This window comes from Zobellella denitrificans (assembly GCF_002407485.1).
Lineage (GTDB): Bacteria > Pseudomonadota > Gammaproteobacteria > Enterobacterales > Aeromonadaceae > Oceanimonas > Oceanimonas denitrificans.
This window is the reverse complement of sequence record NZ_CP012621.1, coordinates 707,110-723,083: the sequence shown is the minus strand read 5'-3', so window position 1 is coordinate 723,083 and position 15,974 is coordinate 707,110. Positions and strand designations below refer to the sequence as shown.

Annotated in this window: 16 protein-coding genes and 1 pseudogene; 7 read left to right on the top strand and 10 right to left on the bottom strand. The window is 65.3% G+C overall.

The features are described from left to right. Positions 1-93 precede the first annotated feature (93 nt). Both crp and AN401_RS03410 read left to right on the top strand, forming a co-directional pair. A complete protein-coding gene (crp, locus tag AN401_RS03415) occupies positions 94-732 on the top strand; it encodes a cAMP-activated global transcriptional regulator CRP (RefSeq protein ID WP_094039917.1) in 639 nt (212 codons plus the stop codon). An 89-nt stretch (positions 733-821) separates the two neighbouring features. Continuing rightward, the gene (locus AN401_RS03410) at positions 822-1,172 is read left to right on the top strand and encodes a putative quinol monooxygenase (RefSeq protein ID WP_096778545.1); all 351 of its coding nucleotides are present in this window, start codon (positions 822-824) and stop codon (positions 1,170-1,172) included. A 69-nt stretch (positions 1,173-1,241) separates the two neighbouring features. Here AN401_RS03410 and AN401_RS03405 read toward each other — a convergent pair whose 3' ends face one another. The 6 genes from AN401_RS03405 to hutI all read right to left on the bottom strand — a co-directional run bounded on the left by AN401_RS03405 (position 1,242) and on the right by hutI (position 8,606). Next, positions 1,242-2,345 carry a phosphoribosylaminoimidazolesuccinocarboxamide synthase gene (locus AN401_RS03405; protein WP_096778544.1) on the bottom strand — a complete coding sequence of 368 codons (1,104 nt, stop codon included), beginning with the start codon at positions 2,343-2,345 and terminating at the stop codon, positions 1,242-1,244. 102 nt (positions 2,346-2,447) lie between these two features. Beyond that, complete coding sequence (locus AN401_RS03400) at positions 2,448-3,116, bottom strand: metal-dependent hydrolase (protein ID WP_096778543.1); 669 nt, start codon at positions 3,114-3,116, stop codon at positions 2,448-2,450. A gap of 110 nt (positions 3,117-3,226) precedes the next feature. Next, positions 3,227-4,759, bottom strand: coding sequence for a histidine ammonia-lyase (gene hutH / locus AN401_RS03395; RefSeq protein WP_096778542.1), 1,533 nt, complete (start codon positions 4,757-4,759; stop codon positions 3,227-3,229). Between the two features lie 3 nt (positions 4,760-4,762). Then, positions 4,763-6,457, bottom strand: a complete 1,695-nt coding sequence (hutU, locus tag AN401_RS03390) for a urocanate hydratase (protein ID WP_096778541.1) — start codon at positions 6,455-6,457, stop codon at positions 4,763-4,765. A gap of 14 nt (positions 6,458-6,471) precedes the next feature. Then, positions 6,472-7,401 carry a formimidoylglutamase gene (hutG, locus tag AN401_RS03385; RefSeq protein ID WP_094039912.1) on the bottom strand — a complete coding sequence of 310 codons (930 nt, stop codon included), beginning with the start codon at positions 7,399-7,401 and terminating at the stop codon, positions 6,472-6,474. Continuing rightward, positions 7,398-8,606 (bottom strand): imidazolonepropionase, encoded by a 1,209-nt coding sequence (gene hutI, locus AN401_RS03380; protein WP_096778540.1) that lies wholly within the window; start codon positions 8,604-8,606, stop codon positions 7,398-7,400. Before hutI ends, hutG begins: the two co-directional genes overlap by 4 nt. 179 nt (positions 8,607-8,785) lie before the next feature. Between hutI and AN401_RS03375 the strand changes: the two genes are divergently transcribed. Beyond that, the gene (locus AN401_RS03375; protein WP_094039910.1) at positions 8,786-10,096 is read left to right on the top strand and encodes a YjiH family protein; all 1,311 of its coding nucleotides are present in this window, start codon (positions 8,786-8,788) and stop codon (positions 10,094-10,096) included. An 89-nt stretch (positions 10,097-10,185) separates the two neighbouring features. Further along, positions 10,186-10,722, top strand: coding sequence for a YaeQ family protein (locus AN401_RS03370; protein WP_094039909.1), 537 nt, complete (start codon positions 10,186-10,188; stop codon positions 10,720-10,722). A gap of 76 nt (positions 10,723-10,798) precedes the next feature. Here the strand turns inward: AN401_RS03370 and hutC are convergent. Further along, positions 10,799-11,508, bottom strand: a pseudogene (gene hutC / locus AN401_RS03365) (histidine utilization repressor). A gap of 156 nt (positions 11,509-11,664) precedes the next feature. Here hutC and AN401_RS03360 point away from each other — a divergent pair. Further along, positions 11,665-12,147 carry a MarR family winged helix-turn-helix transcriptional regulator gene (locus tag AN401_RS03360; RefSeq protein ID WP_094039907.1) on the top strand — a complete coding sequence of 161 codons (483 nt, stop codon included), beginning with the start codon at positions 11,665-11,667 and terminating at the stop codon, positions 12,145-12,147. Here AN401_RS03360 and AN401_RS03355 read toward each other — a convergent pair. Then, positions 12,144-12,725: a YjaG family protein gene (locus tag AN401_RS03355; RefSeq protein WP_094039906.1), complete on the bottom strand. Its 582-nt coding sequence runs from the start codon at positions 12,723-12,725 to the stop codon at positions 12,144-12,146. The genes AN401_RS03360 and AN401_RS03355 overlap by 4 nt on opposite strands. Positions 12,726-12,880: 155 nt before the next feature. Here AN401_RS03355 and AN401_RS03350 point away from each other — a divergent pair, with 155 nt between their 5' ends. Together AN401_RS03350 and AN401_RS03345 are read left to right on the top strand one after the other, a co-directional pair. After that, positions 12,881-13,825 (top strand): D-2-hydroxyacid dehydrogenase, encoded by a 945-nt coding sequence (locus tag AN401_RS03350; protein ID WP_096778539.1) that lies wholly within the window; start codon positions 12,881-12,883, stop codon positions 13,823-13,825. A gap of 1 nt (position 13,826) precedes the next feature. Next, complete coding sequence (locus AN401_RS03345; RefSeq protein WP_096778538.1) at positions 13,827-14,414, top strand: uracil-DNA glycosylase family protein; 588 nt, start codon at positions 13,827-13,829, stop codon at positions 14,412-14,414. Here the strand turns inward: AN401_RS03345 and znuB are convergent. Both znuB and znuC read right to left on the bottom strand, forming a co-directional pair. Continuing rightward, positions 14,411-15,199 carry a zinc ABC transporter permease subunit ZnuB gene (gene znuB / locus AN401_RS03340; RefSeq protein WP_094039098.1) on the bottom strand — a complete coding sequence of 263 codons (789 nt, stop codon included), beginning with the start codon at positions 15,197-15,199 and terminating at the stop codon, positions 14,411-14,413. The two genes, AN401_RS03345 and znuB, sit on opposite strands and share 4 nt — an antisense overlap. Continuing rightward, on the bottom strand, positions 15,189-15,926 hold the full coding sequence (znuC, locus tag AN401_RS03335) for a zinc ABC transporter ATP-binding protein ZnuC (RefSeq protein ID WP_094039099.1): 738 nt from the start codon (positions 15,924-15,926) through the stop codon (positions 15,189-15,191). Before znuC ends, znuB begins: the two co-directional genes overlap by 11 nt. Positions 15,927-15,974: the final 48 nt, after the last annotated feature.

Sequence of the window (15,974 nt, the reverse complement as noted above, 5' to 3'; positions counted from 1 at the left end):
CACAAGCCTTTTATGCTAGCGGACTATCTACGAAGTAAGGCAAGGCAGCCTGCTCGCCAGGCTTTCAGCCCGAGTCAATCAAGAGGAAAATTCATGGCTATCGGCAAGTCCCAAAGTGACCCTACCCTGGAATGGTTTCTGTCACATTGCCATATTCATAAATATCCGGCCAAAAGCTCACTGATCCATGCGGGAGAGAAGGCCGAAACCCTCTACTACATCGTCAAAGGCTCGGTGGCGGTGCTGATCAAGGACGAGGACGGCAAGGAAATGATCCTGTCCTACCTCAACCAGGGCGACTTCATGGGCGAGCTGGGTCTGTTCGAGGAAACCGAGAACCCGGTGCGCACCGCCTGGGTAAGGGCCAAGACCCCCTGCGAAGTGGCCGAAATCTCCTACAAGAAATTCCGCCAGCTGATCCAGGTGAACCCGGAAATTCTGGTGCGGCTCTCGGGCCAGATGGCCAAGCGGCTGCAGAGCACCAGCCAGAAGGTGGGCGACCTGGCCTTCCTCGACGTGACCGGCCGCATCGCCGAAACCCTGCTGAACCTGGCCCGCCAGCCGGACGCCATGACCCACCCGGACGGCATGCAGATCAAGATCACCCGCCAGGAGATCGGCCAGATCGTGGGCTGCTCCCGGGAAACCGTGGGCCGCATCCTGAAGATGCTGGAAGAGCAGAACCTGATCTCCGCCCACGGCAAGACCATAGTGGTGTTCGGCACCCGCTGAGGCCCCGCCTTCCCCTCGCGTACGCCGCCGCCATGGCGGCGTTTTGTTTGGCCCACGACAGTGCCCACCATCACAGGAGAAAGAGAAAAATGTCCAGCAAGGTATATTGTATCGCCAGTTTCGAGCCCAAACCGGGCAAGGAAAGGGCGCTGTTCCGGGTGCTGCAGGGGCTGGAAGCCGACACCCTGCGCGAGGACGGCTGCATCCAGTACCGGGTGACCCGCCATCTTCCCAGCCCCTTCGCCGGTGGCCAGAGCTATCCGCTGGTGTTCAATGAGATCTGGGCAGACATGGCCAGCTTTGAAGCCCACTGCCAGCGCAGCGCCATCGCCGAGTTTTTCGAGGCCCACTGCGTCAGCCCCGAGGGCCTGGTAGCCAGGCACAACGTCTGCATCTACACCGACGAGCCGGAAGACTTCGACGCCCCCCGCTTCGGCTGAAGCCGCCCCACGGCAAGAAGGCATTAAAAAACCCGGGATGTCCCGGGTTTTTATCGTTTGGGCTGAGGCTCAGTCGATCAGATCGTACTGGTCGCGCAGTATGGCGATGATATCCGCCTTGGGATGGTCGGACAGTTGCAGCTTCTGGCCGGTGATCTTCTCGGCGATGCCCACATAGGTGCGGGACACGTCCATCAGCACCTCGGCCGGCAGGGCGTTGTCCCGGGCCAGGGCCTCGCGCTCGGGCATGCGGTCCTTGTTGAGCAGGATATCCGGCTCCGGGAAATGGTTGAGCAGCACCTGGCGGAAGTCCTCCTTGGAGTTCTCCACGATGCGCCCTTCCCGCCAGGCGGGGCCGTCCCAGATGCGCGACGAGTCGGGGGTACCCACCTCATCCATGTAGATCAGCTTCTCGTTGCCCGCCGCGTCGGTGACATAACCGAACTCGAACTTGGTATCCACGAAGATCTGGTCGAGCTTGGCCAGCTCATCGCTGATCACCTCGAAGCCTTCCTTCAGCAGCCGCTCGTACCGGTCGATATCGTCCTTGCTCCTGAAGTTGAAGGCGGCAAAGTTGTCTTCAATATTCCGGCGGGTGATGTTGACGTCGTCCGCCTCCGGCACCCCGGGAATGCCCCTGAGGATGCCCTTGGTGGAGGGGGTCATCAGCAGCTCGGGCAGCTTCTGATCCTTTTGCAGGCCGTCCGGCAGGCGGATGCCGCAGAAGTCCCGCTCGCCCTTGGCGTAGCTGCGCCACATGGAGCCGGTGATGTACTGGCGGCAGATGGCTTCTATCTTCACCGGGGTGGCCTTCTGCACTATCCACACGAAGGGATGGGGGATGTCGAGGATATGGCTGTCGGCCAGGCCCCGCTCCTTGAACAGCCGGAACCAGTGGTTGGAGATGGCATTGAGCGCCGCTCCCTTGCCGGGCACCCCGTTCAGGCCACCCTCCCCGTGCCAGATGCAGTCGAAGGCGGAGATGCGATCGCTGATCACCATGATGGCCAGGGGCGCGTCGGGCGCCACGTCATAGCCCTTTTCCTCGATCAGGCGGCGGCTGTCCTCTTCGGTCAGCCAGTAGACGGAGCGCACCTTGCCGCTGTGCACCGGCTGGCGGGTACGGATGGGGAGGTCGTTGTTAACGGCCAATACCTTGTCTGCAAGACTCATCGGTGTGTCCTGTGTGGAATGTTGAACCTGTACTGGAAGTCGGCCCCGGTGGTTATTGTGTTTATATTTGGGAGACGGCAGGGCTTGCCAGCGGCGCCTATCTTACCAGAACTGGGAAAGCGGCAATAGCCGCGCCAGCAGGCCGGATGACCCGGGCGCCAGCCACCAGCCGCCCGCCAGCAGGCAAAGCAACAGCAGGTTGGCCAGGGGCGCGCGCCACTCGAACAGTTTCAGGGCGGTGCCGAAGGATTTTTTGATGCGCCGCCCCTCCAGATCGATGCTGTACAGCTCATCCAGCAGCAGGTGGATAAAGGCGCCGACAAAGACGAAAACACCGGTCTCCCAGGCAAGCTCGGGGGGCAGGCCGAACAGCCGGTGGCCGATCACCACAGTGGCCAGGGCGAAGACCCCGTTGGCCAGCAGCGAATGCAGACTGCCCCGGTGCACCGTGAAGCGGGCGAAGGCCCAGCACAGGGGATAGCGGACCAGGCCGTAGGCGGCGGCGCCCAGCACCAGGGTATCGGTAAGCGCCAGCCGCTCCCGGCCGTAAAGCAGGGCCAGCAGGGCCGCCAGTACGCCGAACAGCCGAAAGACGATGCGGATGGAGCGGGAACTGTCGGCGTCGATGTCCGGCAGTATGCCGCCCAGGGTGCCGGCCAGCCACAGCAGTACCCCCTCGGCCAGGGTCAGTTGCTGGGCCCACACCAGGGCGCCGGCCAGCAGGCCGCCGGCCACGGTGGCCACCTGGATATGGGTTCTGAAATCCGCCATCGACCGTCCTCCCCGGCTGACAAGGGGCGCGAGTCTAGCACGAAGGTGCTGGATAAAAAAACAGGGCTGCCGAGGCAGCCCTGTCAAATTCCCCGCAAGCGGAGTCGTGCTCAGTGACTGGGCAGCAGGTCCTTCGGAACCAGGCGGCTCAGGCTGCCCGCCTTGAGCAGGGCGTCGGCCTGCTCGATGTCGGGGGCGAAAAAGCGGTCCTTGTCGTAATAGCTCACCTTCTCCCGCAGGGTCTGGCGGGCCAGCTCCAGCGGGGCCGTGGTCTTGAGGCCACCGCGGAAATCCAGGCCCTGACAGGCCGCCAGCCATTCGATGGCCAGCACACCCCGGCTGTTTTCCACCATGTCCCACAGCCGGCGACCGCCGTTGGGGGCCATGGAGACGTGGTCTTCCTGGTTGGCGGAGGTGGGCAGCGAGTCCACCGAATGGGGGTGGGCCAGCGCCTTGTTGTCGGACGCCAGGGCCGCGGCGGTGACCTGGGCTATCATAAAGCCGGAGTTGACGCCGCCGTTTTCCACCAGGAAGGGCGGCAGGCCGGACATGTGGGTATCCATCATCAGCGACACCCGCCGCTCACTCAGGGAGCCGATTTCGGCAATCGCCAGGGCGATGTTGTCCGCCGCCATGGCCACCGGCTCGGCGTGGAAGTTGCCGCCAGAGATGACGTCGTTGTCCTCGGCGAACACCAGGGGGTTGTCGGACACCGCATTGCCCTCGATCAGCAGCACCTCGGCGGCCTGGCGCAGTTGGGTCAGGCAGGCGCCCATCACCTGGGGCTGGCAGCGCAGGGAGTAGGGATCCTGCACCTTGGCACAGTTGACATGGGTCTTGCTGATGTCGCTCTGCTCGCCCAACAGGTGGCGGTAGGCGGCGGCGGCATCGATCTGGCCGGCCTGGCCGCGCACCTCGTGGATGCGGGCATCGAAGGGGCGACGGGAGCTCAGGGTGGCTTCCACCGTCAGGCCACCCACCACCACGGCGCTGGCGAACAGGTCTTCCGCCTCGAACAGGCCGCGCAGGGCGAAGGCGGTGGACACCTGGGTGCCGTTCAGCAGCGCCAGGCCTTCCTTGGGCGCCAGGCCCATCGGCTTCAGGCCCGCGATTTCCAGCGCCTGGCCGGCGCTGATGATCTCGCCCTGGTAGCGGGCCTGGCCCTCGCCCAGCAGCACACAGCTCATGTGCGCCAGGGGCGCCAGGTCGCCGGAGGCGCCCACCGAGCCCTTGCCGGGGATGCAGGGGTAAACGCCGTGGTTGACCAGCGCCATCAGCGCCTCCAGCACCTCCAGGCGGATGCCGGAGTAGCCGCGGGCCAGGCTGTTGATCTTGAGCACCATGATCAGCCGTACCAGCTCGTCGCTGACCAACGACCCCAGGCCGGTGGCGTGGGACAGCACCAGGGAGCGCTGCAGGGTTTCCAGGTCTTCCGGCTTGATGCGGGTATTGGCCAGCAGGCCGAACCCGGTGTTGATGCCGTACACGGTGCGGTCTTCCGCCACCATGCGGTTGACGCAGTCGACCGAGGCCTGGATGGTGCTGTGCACCGCAGGATCCAGCGCCAGCTTCACGGGCTGTTCATAGGCCTGGCGCATCTCGGCCAGGGTCATTTTTCCGGGATGGATAGTCAGAGTGCTCATAAATTAGTCCTTGTTGCTCAAGCCATTAACCATGGGCAGGTCCAGGCCGTTGTCACGGGCGCAGTTGATGGCGATATCATACCCCGCGTCGGCGTGGCGCATCACGCCGGTGCCCGGGTCGTTACGCAGCACCCGGCCCAGGCGCGCGGCGGCGGCGTCGGTACCGTCGGCCACGATCACCACGCCCGAGTGCTGGCTGAAACCCATGCCGACCCCGCCGCCGTGGTGCAGGGACACCCAGGTGGCGCCACCGGCGGTGTTGAGCAGGGCGTTCAGCAGCGGCCAGTCACTGACGGCATCGGAGCCGTCCATCATCGCCTCGGTTTCCCGGTTGGGGCTGGCGACGGAGCCGGAGTCCAGGTGGTCACGGCCGATCACGATGGGCGCCTTGAGCTCGCCGTTCTTGACCATCTCGTTGAAGGCCAGGCCCAGGCGGGCACGGTCTTTCAGGCCGACCCAGCAGATACGGGCGGGCAGGCCCTGGAAGCTGATGCGCTCGCGCGCCATGTCCAGCCAGTTGTGCAGGTGCGGGTTGTCGGGGATCAGCTCCTTCACCTTGGCGTCGGTCTTGTAGATGTCCTCCGGATCGCCGGACAGGGCCACCCAGCGGAAGGGACCTATGCCCTGGCAGAACAGCGGACGGATATAGGCCGGGACGAAGCCGGGGAAGTCGAAGGCATTCTTGACGCCCTCTTCCAGCGCCATCTGGCGGATGTTGTTGCCGTAGTCGAAGGTGGGCACCCCCATCTGCTGGAAGTCGAGCATGGCCTGCACGTGCACCGCCATGGACTGCTTGGCCGCCTTGACGGTGGCCTCGGGCTGGGTCTTGCCACGCACCACGTACTCTTCCCAGCTCCAGCCCTGGGGCAGGTAGCCGTGCAGCGGGTCGTGGGCGCTGGTCTGGTCGGTGACCATGTCGGGCTTGACGCCGCGCTTGACCAGCTCCGGCAGCACGTCGGCGGCATTGGCGCACAGGCCGATGGAAATCGCCTTGCCCTCGGCGGTGTAACGCTCGATACGGGCCAGGGCGTCATCCAGGCTCTCGGCCTGCTCGTCCAGGTAGCGGGTGCGCAGGCGGAAGTCGATGCTGGACTGCTGGCACTCGATGTTGAGCGAGCAGGCGCCGGCCAGGGTCGCCGCCAGGGGCTGGGCACCGCCCATGCCGCCCAGGCCGGCGGTGAGGATCCAGCGGCCCTTGAGGTTGCCGTCATAGTGCTGGCGACCGGCCTCGACGAAGGTCTCGTAGGTGCCCTGGACGATGCCCTGGGAACCGATGTAGATCCAGGAGCCTGCGGTCATCTGGCCATACATCATCAGGCCTTTTTTATCCAGCTCGTTGAAGTGCTCCCAGTTGGCCCAGGCCGGCACCAGGTTGGAGTTGGCCAGCAGCACCCGCGGCGCGTCGGCGTGGGTCTTGAACACACCCACCGGCTTGCCGGACTGGATCAGCAGGGTCTCGTCGTCTTCCAGCCGCTTGAGCACGTCGACGATGCGGTCGAAGCAGGGCCAGTTGCGGGCGGCGCGGCCGATGCCGCCGTACACCACCAGATCCTCGGGCCGCTCGGCCACGTCCGGGTGCAGGTTGTTGTGCAGCATGCGGTAGGCGGCTTCGGTCAGCCAGCTTTTGCAGACTTTATTGACGCCGGTGGGCGCCTTGATAACACGGCCGGGGGCGTGACGATCGTTTTGTTGTGACATGTGGGTTTCCCTCTTTACAGTGTCAAAGTATGAATCAACCGAGCCGCCAGCCTGGCCGTGTGGCCATCCACGTCATACTCGGGGTTGAGCTCGGCCAAATCGGCGAGCCGGAGCTTGCCACTGGCCTTGATCTGTTCAATTACGGGTTCAATCAAATCCAGTCCCACCCCCCGGGCCGCCGGCGCACTCACGCCGGGCGCCTGGGCGGCGGGGAACACATCGATGTCGATGGTCAGGTAGAGGTGGTCGCAACGACCGATAAAGTCCGCCACCTCCTGCTGTAGCCGGGGCAGGGTCGCCGCCGTCATGGTCCTGTCTTCCCATGCCAGCACCCCGAGCTCCTCGGCGCGCCGGAACAGGTTCTGGGTGTTGGCGGCCCGGCTCACTCCCAGGCAGGCATACTGGAAGGGCCAGCCCCGCTGCGCGCTCGCCTCGGCGATCTGGGCAAAGGGGGTGCCGGACGACACCACGAAGCTGGGGTCGCGCAGATCGAAGTGGGCGTCGAAGTTGATGATGCCGATGCGCGGGCGCTGCTCGCGTGGCGCCAGATGCGCGGCCAGGCCAGACCAGGAGCCGAAGGCCACCTCGTGGCCGCCACCCATCACGATGGGGAAATGGCCCAGATCCAGCGCCTCGCTCACCCGGGCGGACAGGGCCTGGTGGGCCCCTTCCAGATCCTCGCCCTGGCAGACCACGTCGCCGGCGTCGAACACGGCCGTACCCTGGTGCCAGGCCAGGCTGCCCAGCATCCTGCGCATGGCCGCCGGGCCCTTGGCGGCGCCGACGCGGCCCTGGTTGCGGCGAACCCCTTCGTCACAGCCAAAGCCGATCAGCACGGCGCCCGGTTCCCGGGCCTGCTCCAGCGGCTGCACCTGCTGGTGCCAGCGATAGGTGTCGGGCTCGGGATCGACCCGGCCGGTCCAGGGGGTCATGTCAGTCTTCATGCAGGCTCTCCCGCTACGATGCGTTGAACGAGCCGGGGCAGGCCCAGGCTATAGGCCAGCTCGGCGTAATTGTCGGTCTCCCACAGGCACAGATCCGCCGCCATCCCCGGGACGATGCGGCCGCACTCGTGCGGCAAGCCCAGGGCCCGGGCGCCCTGGGCGGTAACGCCGCGCAGGGCCTCCACCGGGGTCAGGCGGAACAGGGTGCAGGCCATGTTCAGCATCAGCCTCAGGCTGAAGATGGGCGAGGTGCCCGGGTTGGCGTCGGTGGCCAGGGCCATGGGCACCCCGTGGCGACGCAGCAGCGCGATGGGCGGCACCGTGGTTTCGCGCAGCATGTAGAAGGCGCCGGGCAACAGGGTGGCGACGGTGCCGGCCTCGGCCAGGGCCTTTACCCCCGCCTCGTCCAGGTATTCCACATGATCCACCGACAGCGCCCCAGCGCGGGCGGCGGCGGCGCTGCCGCCCAGGTTGGACAGCTGCTCGGTATGGCCCTTGATGGCCAGGCCATGGGCCTTGGCGGCGGCATAGACCCGCTCGCACTGGGCGACCGAGAAGGCGATGTTCTCGCAGAACACGTCCACCGCGTCCGCCAGCCCTTCGGCGGCGGCGGCCGGGATCATCCGCCGGCACACCAGCTCGATATAGCCGTCGGCATCGTCTTTGTATTCCGGCGGCAGGGCGTGGGCACCCAGCAGGGTGGTGACCACCCGCACCTTGAGCTCCCGCCCCAGGCGGCGCGCCACCCGCAGCATCTTGAGTTCGTTGTCCACATCCAGGCCGTAGCCGGACTTGATCTCGACCGTGGTCACCCCGTCCGCCATCAGCGCCTCGAGGCGCGGGCGGGCGGCGGCATACAGCTCGTCCTCCGAGGCGGCGCGGGTGGCCCGCACCGTGCTGAGGATGCCGCCGCCGGCGCGGGCGATTTCTTCATAGCTCTTGCCTTCGAGCCGGGCCTCGAACTCACCGGCCCGGTTGCCGCCGTACACCAGGTGGGTATGGCAGTCCACCAGCCCCGGGGTCAGCAGCCGGCCTTCGGCATCGATAAGCTCGAACCCGGCACGGTCGGCCCCGCTCAGCGCGCTCATGGGCTTCAGCCAGGCGATACGGCCATCCTTAACCGCCACCGCCATGGGCTCGGCGGCGGCGTCGAGGCCGTCGAACAGGGTGGCATTGACCCAGAGGCGGTGGGATGACGATGGCATGGCTGGCTCCTTGAATCGCTATTTGTATATACATTTAAACCTTCTCCCGCCCTTTGGCAAGGGTCACCCGATAAAAAACCCGGATTTATCGATCATGATCACATAAAAAATAGACAATAGATTAACATTAGGCGTATTTTTGTATATACATTAATCGTCACTCACAAGGAGGTCTCCTCATGCACCAGGTTACGGAACAATCCCGGCCCCAGGGCAAGGCCATCGGCCGGCTGCTGGGCCTGAGCGCCATCGGCATCTTTATTTTCTTTATTCCCATCACCCTGCAGGGCAAGACCAGCATACCGCTGGATCATATGGTGGGCTGGCTGCGCGCCGCCCTGGGCGAAAGCGGCGCCGGCTGGTACGCCATGGCGATGATAGTGGCGGGGGCGGTTTATCCGCTGGTCACCGGCCGCTGGAAACAGAGCCCGACCGACGGCGTCTTCCTGGTGCTGAAATGGCTGGGGGTGGTGGCGGGCCTGATGGCGCTCACCGGCCTGGGCCCGGCGGCGCTGCAGGCGCCGGACATGCTGCCCTTCCTGTTCAACAAGCTGGTGATTTCGGTGGGGCTGATCGTGCCCATCGGCTCGGTGTTCCTGGCCTTCCTGGTGGGTTACGGCCTGCTCGAGGCCATCGGCATCCTGGTGCAGAAGCTGATGCAGCCCATCTGGCGTACCCCGGGCCGCTCGGCCATCGATGCGGTGGCCTCCTTCGTCGGCAGCTATTCCATCGGCCTGCTGATCACCAACCGGGTGTACAGCGCGGGTCACTACTCGGCGCGGGAAGCGGCCATCATCGCCACCGGCTTCTCCACCGTTTCCGCCACCTTTATGATCATCGTGGCCAAGACCCTGGGGCTGATGGAGATCTGGAACCAGTACTTCTGGCTGACCCTGCTGATCACCTTTATCGTCACCGCCATCACGGTGCGGCTGCCGCCCCTCTCCCGCATGGACAACAGCGCCGAACACCGGGAGCCGGAAGGCGAGCCCGGCAACCGCCTGGCCACCGCCTGGCAGAACGGGTTGGAAGTGGCCGAGCAGGCGCCCTCCCTCGGCCGCAACGTGATCGACAACTTCAAGGACGGCCTGGTGATGACCATCAGCATACTGCCGTCCATCATGTCGGTGGGGCTGATCGGCCTGCTGGCGGCCAAATACACCCCGGTGTTCGACTGGCTGGGCTACCTGTTCTACCCGGTGACCTGGCTGTGGGGCCTGGATGACGGCATGCTGCTCGCCAAGGCCACCGCTTCGGGGCTGGCGGAAATGTTTCTGCCGGCGCTGCTGATGGCCGAGGCCGACTTCGTGGCCCGCTTCGCCGCCGGCGTGGTGTGCGTGTCGTCGGTGCTGTTCTTCTCGGCCTCGATTCCCTGCATACTGGCGACCCGCATTCCGCTCAAGGTGGGCACCCTGGTGCTGGTGTGGTTTGTCCGCGCCTTCCTCAGCCTGCTGCTGGCCATCCCGGTCGCCATGCTGATCGCGCCCTGAGCCAGGGCCGGCCCGACGCCGGTGCGCGTCGGGCTGGATACCGCCCCGGCTTGCCGTTAAGATGACGTTTTTGTTAACGAGATCTTTTCATGGCCCTGACCGCCACCCTGCACAAGGTGCGGCTGAATATCAGCGATCTGCACCGCCACTACTACCAGGAACACAGCCTGACCGTGGCCCGCCATCCGTCGGAAACCGAAACCCGGCTGATGGTGCGGCTGCTGGCCTTTATGCGCCACGCCGACGAGGATCTGAGCTTTACCAAGGGACTCAGCACCGACGACGAGCCCGAGCTGTGGCAGAAGGCGCCGGACGGCCGCATCCTGCTGTGGGTGGAGCTGGGCGAGCCCAGCGTCAAGCGCATCAAGCAGGCCCTGTCCCGGGCCGAGCGGGTGGTGGTGTACAGCTATGGCGGGCGCTCCGCCCTGGAATGGTGGAGCAAGCATCAGATAGAGCTGGGGCAGTTGCCGCGGCTCGAAATCTACCACCTGGCCGATCCCCAGCCGGCCCGGCTGGCCGCACTCTGCAGCCGCAGCATCGATCTCTTCGCCACCCTGCAGGAGCTGGACATCCAGGTCACCGACGGCAAGAACAGCCTGGATCTGCAATTGACCCAGTGGCGCTGAGAAGCGTGAGGGGTGAGGCGTGAGGGGCACTATGAGCGTCGGTCCGAGCCCGCCACCCTGAGCGCCGCGCTGGCGCTCAGTCCAGCTTGAGGGTGGAACGCAGCTTGTAGCGGTTGCCCGGGTGCCAGAGCCGGGCAAAGCTCACCAGTTGGTGCAGCGACCAGGTGCGTCGGGTCACCAGCAGGCAGGGCTCTTCGGACCCTATCTGCAGCCAGTCGCACACCTGGGCCGGCGCCAGCCGCGCCTCGACGATATGCTCCAGATCCGACAGCGGGCAGTGCTGTACCAGGTAGGCATTGGGGGTCATGCGGCTGAAGTCGCAGCTCAGATAATCGGGCGCCAGCGCCGGGTTGACGAAGCGCTCCTCCACCTGGATAGGCACCTGGTTTTCCAGGTGCACCATCACCGAATGGAACACCCGGGCGTTGAGCCGCATGCCCATCTGCAGGGCCACTTCCTCGTCGGCGCGGATGCTTTCCAGCAGCAGCACCCGGTTGCCGTACTCATGGCCGCGGCTACGCACCTCGTCGGCGATATTGTTGATGTCCGCCAGGGGCGATTCGGCCTTGGGCTCGGTGACGAAGGTGCCGAGCCCGGCCCGGCGCATCAGGTAGCCCTCCTGCACCAGGTCGCGGATTGCCTTGTGGGCCGTCATCCGGCTGACGCCGAAGTGGCCGGCCAGTTCCTGCTCGGGGGGATCTGCTGGTGCAGCGGGTACTCCCCGGACTGGATACGGGCCAGGATATGCTGTTTGATCTGCTGGTAAAGGGGGGTTGATTGGGTCACTTTGCCTCCTGCGCTGGTTGCAATTGTACATACAATTGCCGGCCAGTCCCAGCCGCCGCCCGCGAAAATGTCCTTCGAGTTCAACGGGACTTTTCCCCCCTGCCGATTTGCGTTATGGTGCGCGCACATCCAGCAAGCCCCATCGGCAGGAAGACCTTGGAAAAACACGAAGAAGTGCTAGTGGCGCTGCGCCAGATCATCCGCGCCATCGATCTCCACTCCCGGCAGCTCAGCAAGGCCTCCGGCCTGACCGGCCCCCAGTTGCTGCTGATGCAGGCGATCAACGAGCACGGCGACATCACCATGCGCAAGCTGGCCCAGGCCACCAACATGAGCCAGGCCACCGCCACCACCATCATCGACCGGCTGGAGCAGAAGCAGCTGGTGCGCCGGGAGCGCAGCCAGACCGACAAACGCAAGGTGCACGCCGTGCTCACCGACGAGGGCAGGGCCAAGCTCAAGACCGCGCCCCGCCCGCTGCAGGAAAGCTTTATCCAGCAGTTCCAGGCGCTGGAGGCCTGGGAGCAGAACCTGCTGCTGTCGTCGGTGCAGCGCATCTCCTCGATGATGAACGCCAACGATCTGGACGTGGCGCCCCTGCTGCAGGTGGGCAGCCTGATCCAGGAAGAAAAGTACTAATCCTGCAGGCTGATGCCGATATTGGATACCCCGCCCTGGGCGGCGAAGTCGCGGACGGCCAGGATGGCCTCGGCCTCCCGGGGTTGGGCCACCCGTTCAAGCAGCTCCACCTGAAACTCCATTTCCGCTTCCATCAGTTCCTGTTCATACAGCTCCTCGTCGCCGAGTTCCCGCTCCGCCAGCAGCTCGGCGAAGCCGGCCACCGTTCCCAGGGAGGCGTTGCTGGCTTCCATCGCTTCTTCGCCGATACGGCAGATCACCGAGTGGTAGGCCGCCCCCAGGGCCACGCAGGCGTCCAGCGCCGGGTAGGCGCCATAGGATTCGAACCTGGCCGGATCCGGGATAAACACCTCGAAGGCTTCCAGTTCGGCGGACAGGTCCACCCGGGAGCCCTTGACGGTGAGGTAGGTCCAGAGCACATCCAGGGTATGGCGAAAACGCTCACCGCTGCCGAAGCCGGAAGTCTCGCTGAACAGACGGTAGTTGGGGTACATCCGCTCGGCCAGGGCCAGGGCGAACACCGTCTGTTGCCAGGGCATCAGCTTGTTGAGTTTCTTATAAAATTTGTCACCGAACACGGGCAGTTCCTTGTGGTTGGGCTCGCCGCACTGCTGCCAATCTGACCGTTTGCGGCCGGGGCTCACACTTTATGCGGGAAACACTGGTATAAGTTTTTGCTTGTGCCATTGTCTCATAAAAAGCTGGTACAAAAAGCACATTGAGGAGAGAAGGTATGGCCAATCATACCCTGTTGCTGCTCAGTCAGGATAACGCCGAATACAACGCCCTGCTGAAAGGAGCCTACCTGCCCGGACTGACCATACTGGCCCCGCGGGAAGAAGCGGACATCCAGGCCGCCCTGGCCCGGGCCGATATCCTGCTGGGCGAGCCGGCGCGCATCCGGCCCCGGCTCAAGGAGGCCCGGGCGCTGAAATGGGTTCAGTCCACCTATGCCGGCGTCGACGTGCTGCTCAGTCCCGGCACCCGCCAGGACTACCTGCTGACCAATATCCGCGGCATCTTCGGCCCGCTCATCAGCGAGTACGTCTTCGGCCACTTGCTGTCCATCACCCGCCACCTGCGCCACTACCGGGAACAGCAGCGTCAGCACAACTGGCAGCCCGCCCCCTACCAGAGCCTGAACGGCAAGACCATGCTGATCCTGGGCACCGGCAGCATAGGTCAGCATATCGCCGCCACCGCCCGCCATTTCGGCATGGAAGTGCTGGGGGTAAGCCGCGCCGGCCGGGAGGCACCGGGCTTCGACCGCACCTACCAGGTGCAGGCCCTGAACAAGGTGCTGCCCAAGGCGGATGTGGTGGTGAGCGTGCTGCCCTCCACCCCGGAAACCCGCGGCCTGTTCGACGCCGGGCGGCTCAAGCAGATCAGGCCGGGCGCCATCTTCTTTAACGTGGGACGGGGCGATGCGGTGGATGAAACCGCCCTGGTGCAGGCCCTGCGCAGCGGCCATATCGGCGCCGCCGTGCTGGACGTGTTCGCCACCGAGCCGCTGCCGGCGGACAGCCCGCTGTGGGACCTGCCCAACGTGGTGATCACTCCCCATAACGCCGGCTACAGCTTCCCGGATCAGATAGTCACCCGCTTCAGTCGCAACTACCTGAAATATATCGAGGGCAAGCCGATGGAAGGGGTGGTCAACTTCGATCTGGGATACTGAGATGAGTCCCGGCTTCACCCGGCTGCTGAACGAGATCCGGGCCTGCCGGCTGTGCGAAGCCCATCTTCCCCTGGGGCCCAGGCCCGTGGTGCAGCTGGGCCCCGGCGCCAGAATACTCGTCATCGGCCAGGCACCGGGCACCCGGGTGCATGAAACCGGCATCCCCTGGAACGATCCCTCCGGCGACACCCTGCGTCGGTGGCTGGAGGTGAGCCGGGAGCAGTTCTACGACCCTGAGCTGTTCGCCATCATGCCCATGGGCTTCTGCTACCCGGGCCGGGGCAAGAGCGGCGACCTGCCGCCCCGGCCCGAATGCGCCCCCACCTGGCACCGGCGGATACAGGCCGCCCTGCCCCGCATCGAACTCACCCTGCTGATCGGCCAGTACGCCCAGCGTTACTACCTGGGCAACCGCTATCGTAGCCTCACCGACACGGTGCGCCACTGGCGGGAGTTCGCCCCGGCGCAACTGCCCCTGCCCCACCCCTCCCCCCGCAACCGCCGCTGGCTGCGTGACAACCCCTGGTTCGAGCAGGAGGAACTGCCGGCCCTGCGGGAGCGGGTGCACCTTGCGCTGGAGCGGGGCTAGCCCCGCTTCGGCATCAGTTGGGAGAGCAGGAACAGGCCGGCGGCCACCACCACCACGGAAGGGCCGGCGGGGGTGTCGTGGCTGACGGACAGCTGCAGCCCCCCCACCACCGACAGCATGCCGAGCCCCATGGCATAGAGCGCCATCTGCTCCGGGGTCCGGCTGAAACGACGGGCGGTGGCGGCGGGGATGATCAGCAGCGAGGTGATGATCAGCGCCCCCACGAACTTCATCGCCACCGCGATCAGTACGCTGATCATCAGCAACAGCAGCAGCTTGAGCGCCTCCACCCGCACCCCTTCCACCCGCGCCAGCTCCTCGCTGACGGTAATGGAGAGCAACTGGCCCCAGTACCGGCGCAGGATCAGCAGCAGCACCAGGCCACCGCCGTAAATCCAGTACAGGTCCACCGGCTGGATCGCCAGCAGATCCCCGAACAGGTAGGCCATGAGATCGACCCGCACATTGTCCATAAAGGCCAGGGACACCAGGCCGAGGGACAGGGCGGTATGGGCCAGGATGCCCAGCAGGGTGTCGGTGGCCAGCCAACTGGCCCGCTGCAACGCCGCCAGCAGTACCCCCAGCACCACGCAGGCCACCAGCACCGCCAGGGTCAGGTCGATATGCAGCAGCAGGCCCATGGCCACCCCCAGCAGGGAGGAATGGGCCAGGGTATCGCCGAAATAGGCCATGCGCCGCCACACCACGAAGCTGCCCAGGGGACCGGCGAGCACGGCGATGCCCAGCCCGGCCAGGAGGGCGTAAAGCAGAAAACTATCCCACATGGCGGACGTCCCCGTGATGTTCGTCGTCGCAGGCGTGATGGTGGGTATAGACCGCCAGTTGCGTCAGTTCGGGCCGGCCGAACAGGCGGGCGAACTCCGGATGGCGGGCCACATGCTCCGGCTCCCCATGGCAGCAGATGTGCTGGTTCAGGCAGATGACCCTGTGGGTGCTGGCCATCACCAGGTGCAGATCGTGGGACACCATCAGCACCCCGCAGTGGAGCTGGTCGCTGAGCTGCTTGATCAGGGCATAGAGTTCGGTCTGGCCGTGCACGTCCACGCCCTGGGCCGGCTCGTCCAGGATCAGCAGTTCCGGCTCCATCATCAGGGCCCGGGCCAGCAGGATGCGCTGCATTTCGCCGCCGGACAGCGCCTGCATGCTCCGCTCCGCCAACCGCTCGGCCCCCACCCGGGCCAGCGCCTGGGCCACCGACAGCCGGCGCCCGTGGGACAGGCTCATAAAACGGGCCACCGTCAGCGGCAATACCGGATCCAGGTGCAGCTTCTGGGGCACATAGCCGATGCGCAGCCCCGGCTTGCGCCACAGCTGACCCCGGCTGGCCTCGCACAAACGCAGCACCAGCTTGACCAGCGAACTCTTGCCGGCCCCGTTGGGGCCGACGATGGTCAGGATCTCGCCGCGATGCAGGGTCAATGAAATCCGTTCGAGAATGATATTGCCGTCGGCTTCCAATCCGACGTCCGTCAGTTCCACCAGCTTGGTCATGCTTAGCGCCTTTACATCTCTATTTGTAATATTATAACATTGCCGGCT